The organism is Amycolatopsis sp. SID8362 (assembly GCF_010550475.1).
Taxonomy (GTDB): Bacteria; Actinomycetota; Actinomycetes; order Mycobacteriales; family Pseudonocardiaceae; genus Amycolatopsis; species Amycolatopsis eburnea.
Window position 1 is genome coordinate 1 of record NZ_JAAGNB010000192.1, and the last position, 5,020, is coordinate 5,020.

At 73.7% G+C, this 5,020-nt stretch carries 5 protein-coding genes and 1 pseudogene; 1 reads left to right on the forward strand and 5 read right to left on the reverse strand.

Going from position 1 to position 5,020, the window contains the following annotated elements:
- Window positions 1–81: 81 nt before the first annotated feature.
- On the reverse strand, window positions 82–1,263 hold the full coding sequence (locus tag G3I65_RS07065; protein ID WP_160695370.1) for a winged helix DNA-binding domain-containing protein: 1,182 nt from the start codon (window positions 1,261–1,263) through the stop codon (window positions 82–84).
- Window positions 1,264–1,334: 71 nt separating this feature from the next.
- Here G3I65_RS07065 and G3I65_RS07070 point away from each other — a divergent pair, with 71 nt between their 5' ends.
- A complete protein-coding gene (locus tag G3I65_RS07070) occupies window positions 1,335–1,979 on the forward strand; it encodes a LysE family translocator (protein WP_160695371.1) in 645 nt (214 codons plus the stop codon).
- Here the strand turns inward: G3I65_RS07070 and G3I65_RS07075 are convergent.
- The 4 genes and pseudogenes from G3I65_RS07075 to G3I65_RS07090 form a co-directional block, all read right to left on the reverse strand.
- Window positions 1,960–2,286 carry a helix-turn-helix transcriptional regulator gene (locus tag G3I65_RS07075; protein WP_125310792.1) on the reverse strand — a complete coding sequence of 109 codons (327 nt, stop codon included), beginning with the start codon at window positions 2,284–2,286 and terminating at the stop codon, window positions 1,960–1,962. The two genes, G3I65_RS07070 and G3I65_RS07075, sit on opposite strands and share 20 nt — an antisense overlap.
- A complete protein-coding gene (locus G3I65_RS07080) occupies window positions 2,283–3,062 on the reverse strand; it encodes a TIGR03620 family F420-dependent LLM class oxidoreductase (RefSeq protein WP_160695372.1) in 780 nt (259 codons plus the stop codon). Before G3I65_RS07080 ends, G3I65_RS07075 begins: the two co-directional genes overlap by 4 nt.
- A 79-nt stretch (window positions 3,063–3,141) precedes the next feature.
- Window positions 3,142–3,525: a type II toxin-antitoxin system VapC family toxin gene (locus tag G3I65_RS57075; protein WP_160695373.1), complete on the reverse strand. Its 384-nt coding sequence runs from the start codon at window positions 3,523–3,525 to the stop codon at window positions 3,142–3,144.
- 38 nt (window positions 3,526–3,563) lie between these two features.
- Window positions 3,564–5,020 (reverse strand): annotated as a pseudogene (locus G3I65_RS07090) (hypothetical protein); the annotation flags it as partial.

Consider the following 5,020-nt stretch of genomic DNA (forward strand, 5'->3'; position numbering starts at 1 on the left):
CCGCGGCGGGATCGCCGCGGCGGGATCGGCGCGCGAGCAGCGGGTTCGGCAGCTCGGCCGCTCCCGGTTCCGAGCCGCGCACTACGCCGACAGCTCCCGTTCCAGCGGGGTCCTGAACCGGGGCACCGCACGGACCTCGCCGAACCACTCCGCGCAGCGCTCCGCCTCCACCTCGACCGCCTTCGTCACCTCCCCGCCCACGTCCTCCAGCAGCCGCCAGGCGATGTCGCCCGAGGGGCGCTGGGCCCAGCCTCCGACCACGCGGCCGTCGGACCAGATCGTCGGGCCGATGTTGCCGCTGCGGTCGAACAGCGCCGGGCGGTGCGGGCCCAGGAACCAGTCGCGGTCCTGCCAGCCCATCGGGGTCGGGTCCAGTGCCGGGAGGAACGCGACCCACGGGTCCGGCACCGGCACCGGATCCAGGTCGTCGGCCAGTGCCACCGCGGAGACGCCTTCGAGGTCGGCCTCGGCCACCGGCAGGCCGGCCAGGGCCTTCTTCGTCTGGCCCGCCGTCCAGCCCGTCCACCACCGCAGGTCGGACACCGGGGCCGGGCCGTACGCGCGCAGCCAGCGGCGGGCCAGTTCGACGCGGGCCGCCTCCGGCTCCCACGGGCGCAGGCCGCCCGGGACCCACTCGTCCAGGGGGTGCCAGACGTACTGCGTGCTGGTCCAGCTCCCGCGCGGCCTTCCCCGCGCCATCCGGCCTCCCGCGGCCAGCAGGAACAGCACCCGGCTCGTCACGTTGCCGATCGCTTCGTACGGCTTGCCCGGCGCCATCCGCAGCTGCTGGCGCAGGCGGGGCTCGTCTTCGCTCAGCTGCTGCGCCGTCGCCGAGCCACGCGCGCGCAGCGCCTCCTCCACCGAAGCTTCGACCGAAGCCAGCCACTTCGCCGGCTCCGGGACGTTCTCCGGGTGCCCCTGCCGCCCGAGGTGCTGCTCCAGCAGTTTCCGTTGCTTCACCAGGATGTCCGCCGTGCACCCGGCCTGCACGAGCGCCGCCGTTTCCAGGTCCGTCACGAACACCGTGCGCCGCATGCCGAGCAGCCTCAACAGGGAACGGTCGGCGTACAAAGCCTGCTCCACCAGGGAAACCGACGGCGAGGCCAGCCGCGCGGAGGCCGAGAGGTGGACCGTCGCCGGGTCGGTCGCGTGCAGGGCGACGATCCCCGCCACCGCTTCCGCCACCGTGGCGGCGGGCGCGGCGAGGTGGTGCCGGACCGCGAGGCGGGCCCGGCGCTGCTCGGTGCTGATCTTCTGAGGCACCCGCTTTTCCTACCACCCGCCACCGACAAAAACGCCTGGAAACCCCCACGACCAGCGGATAGTCTCGCGGCATGGTCTCCGGTGCGCACTTGGCGGCGTTCGCCGCGCTGACGTTCCTCATGGTCGTGGTCCCCGGGCCGAGCGTGCTGTTCACCATCAGCCGCGCGCTCACCGTCGGACGCCGCGACGCGCTGCTCACCGTCGTGGGCAACTCCGTGGGCGTGTACACGCAGGTCGTCGCCGTCGCGTTCGGGCTCGGCGCGCTCGTCACGACGTCGGCCGCGGTGTTCACCGCGATCAAGGTCGCCGGTGCGCTCTACCTCGTCTACCTGGGGATCCAGGCGGTCCGGCACCGCCGCAAGCTGACCGACGCGATGGCCGCGAAGGTCCGGGCCACGCCCGGCCGCGTCCTCACCGTCCTGCGTGACGGCTTCGTCGTCGGCTTCGCGAACCCCAAGTCGATCGTGTTCCTGGCGGCCCTGCTCCCCCAGTTCGTCGACCCCGCGGCCGGGTCCGTGCCCGCGCAGATGCTGGTCCTCGGGCTCTGCCTGCCCGCGATCGCGCTCGCGACCGACAGCGCGTGGGCGCTGGTCGCCGGCACCGCGCGCGCCTGGTTCGCCCGCTCGCCGAAGCGCCTCGAAGCGGTCGGCGGCACCGGCGGCCTGGTCATGATCGGCCTCGGCACCGGGCTGGCCTTCACCGGCCGGGGTGACTGAGCACCAGGTCCAGCAACCCGGGGAAAGCCGCGTCGAATTCGGGGCGCCGCAAGCGGTTCAGCCGCCGCGGGCCTTCGTCGCGCTGCTCGATCAGGCCGGCCGCGCGCAGCACCGCGAAGTGGTGGCTGCGGGTCGCCTTCGCCACCGGCAGGTCGAACGTGCCGCACGCCTTCGTCCACTCGGGCACGGCCGCCAGCTCGCGCAGGATGCTGCGGCGCACCGGATCGGCGACGGCGGCCAGGGCGTCCTGCAGCGAGACTTCCGCCGGGGGCGCGTGCGAGAGCCCCCGGGCCCGTGCCGTGCTCACCGGATCGCCTCCACCAGTCCCGGCCACCACTCCCGCGGCAGCGCGTCGAGCGGGACGACCACCTGGTCCGCCCCCGCGGCCCGGAATTCCTTCAGCCGCGCCACGACGGCGTCGAAGTCGCCCCACACCGTGACGCCGTCGACCAGCCGATCCGACAGGCCCGCGACGTCCTCGCCGGAGAAGCCCATCCGCCGGAAGTTGGCCGCGTACCCCGGCACGCCGGACAGGAACTTCAGCGACCCGCCGCGGACGGTCTCCCGCACCGCGGCGACGTCGGTCTCCGCCACGACGTTCAGCAGCACCGGCAGCTGCGGGCCCGCGCCGAGGATCTCCCGCGCCGACGCGACGTAGTCCGTCGTCACGAGGTACGGGTACGCGCCCGAAGCGCGGTCGCGGGCCAGCCCGAGCATCCGCGGCCCGAGCGCCGACAGGATCCGGGCGGACCGCGGCACGACGTCCTCGATCTCGTCGAGGTAGTCGTTCAGCGCCGCCAGCGGACGCGGCCCGTGCGCGCCGCCGAGGCCGACGACGAACCGGCCGGCGGGCAGGTCCGCGTACGCCGAGGCGACCGCGGCGGCCGGGACGCGGTCGACCGACAGGATCCCGCTCGCCACCTGGATCCGCGAGGTCGCGCGGACCACCTCGGCGATGTGCGCCAGGTTGTTCCCTTGGCCGCCGGGCAGCCAGAGGGTGCCGTAGCCCAGCTCCTCCAGCTCGGCCGCCACGGCGGTGTCCAGCGCGGTGTGGGTGGCCCCCAGCGGCCCGAGCGTCGTCATGCGCGAGAGAACCACCGGACGCGGCGGGTTGTTCCCGTCACGCGCTCTGTTCGTCCTCGGCGGAATCCCCGGGGCCGCCTCAAGCGCCGTTGGGCCGATCGACCGGCATCACTTCGAGCAGGGCCTCGAGTGCAGCGAAATCCTTGGGGTTGGTGGTGAACAACGGCATGCGACGGGCGATCGCGACGCTCGCGATCATGAGATCGGCGATCCGGCGCCGAGGAGTCCGGCCGGTCGCGAACACGGCCGCCGACACCCGGCCGAACACTCGCGCGGACTCGGTGTCGAACGCGGCGTCGAGATCGGCGCGGAACCGCTCGGCGTCGACCATCGGGGCATTCTCCGACATGGCGGCGAACTGCTCCCGGGTCACGGCCGGCCGACGGCGCGGCAGACCGAGCTCGCCGATCGGGGTACCCCTGCGCGTGACGATGAACGTCTTGCCGTGTTCGACGGCATCCATGATCGCATCGGACCTGCTCCGCAGGTCGCGGTCTCCCGTCACGCCGTCTGTTCGTCTTCGGCGGAACCCTCGCCGTCCTCGGCCGGCCGCGTGAACATCCGGGTCGCCGAGAGGCGCGCGACGCCGTCCGGGTCGCCCAGGTCGTCCATCGAGGTGCGGATCGTGGCGTCGACCGACAGGTACTTGCGGCCCGCGCGCAGGTCCGCGTCGTTGCGCAGCCGCACGATCAGCGGGAACTCCGACAGCGCGCCCGCGTCGAACAGGCCGGTCGTGTAGATCAGCTGCACGCCCAGGGCTTCGGCCACCGCCCGCTGCAGCTCCAGCAGGTAGCCGGCCGACGCGCGGCCGATCGGGTTGTCGAGGAACAGCACGCCCGAGTGCCGGTTGCGGGCCTTGCCGCGGTTGTTGGCGCGCAGCGCCGCCAGCGTGCAGTACAGGATGATCGCCGCGGTCAGCTGCTGGCCGCCGGAGAAGACGTCGCGGATCTCCGAGACGCGCTGGCGTTCGGTCCGCAGCACCGAGTCCGGCTTGAGCATGTCGACGCGGAACCCCTTGGGCGCTGCTGCCCGCACCCCGCGCAGCACCAGGGACAGCCCGTCGCGCTTGACGTCGCGGCCATCCGAAGTCTTGCCGACGGCGGCCTCGTCGACGACCTCGCCGAGCTTCTCGGTGAGGTCGTTGTCCTCCAGCTCGGTGAACCGGATGCGGAGGAACTCCTGCCCGGACCAGTCGCCGAGACCGTCCGGCAGCCGCGAGACGCGCTGGGCCGAGCGCAACGTCCGGAGCGCGCCGTCGACCATGCCCTGCAGGCGGGTGATGATGCCGCCGCGGTGCCGGTCGATCTGCGCGAGGTCGTCGGTGAGCGAGCGCAGCCGCGGCCGCAGCGCCTCGGCCCACTCCGCGGCGTGCGCCGGGAGCTGGTCGCGCTTGACCGAGATGACCTGCTGGCGCACCGGCGTGCTCAGCTTCTCGAACCGCTTCTCCGTCGCGTACTGCGCCAGCTGGTCGGCGGCCGCGCGCACCCGCCGGTCGCCCGCGTCGGCGGCTTCCTGCGCGTCGGTGAAGGTCGCGTTCAGGCGGGTGTGCTGGGCGCGCGCGGTCTCGACGTCGCCGTCGTAGGCGTCGGCGTCGGTGTCCGTGACCAGGTGCGCCATCGACTCCGCCAGCAGCGAGAAGCCCGACGCCGAACTGCGCGCCGACTCCAGCGTCGCTTCGGCCGCGGCACGGCGTTCCTGCAGCTCTTCCCACTTCCGGGCGGCGGCGGACGCCTCCAGCCCGGCCGCGTCGATCAGCTCCAGGCCGTGCTCGATGTCGCGCGGCTTCTCCCCCGGCACGCCGGTCTGCGCCGGTAGCGAGTCCAGCTCCGCGCGCCGCGTCGAGACGAGCCCGATCGCTTCGGTGCGCTCGTCTTCGCACGCGTCGACGACCCGGCGGGCGCGCGCCAGGGCGGCCGCGCGGGCCGACGCGTCGGAACCGTCGGGCGTCTCCAGCAGCT

Bases quoted from the DNA above. Each gene is read 5' to 3' on its own strand.
- G3I65_RS07070 (WP_160695371.1), top strand. From the start codon at position 1,335: ATGGTCTCCGGTGCGCACTTGGCGGCGTTCGCCGCGCTGACGTTCCTC.
- G3I65_RS07080 (WP_160695372.1), bottom strand. From the start codon at position 3,062: ATGACGACGCTCGGGCCGCTGGGGGCCACCCACACCGCGCTGGACACC.
- G3I65_RS57075 (WP_160695373.1), bottom strand. From the start codon at position 3,525: ATGGATGCCGTCGAACACGGCAAGACGTTCATCGTCACGCGCAGGGGT.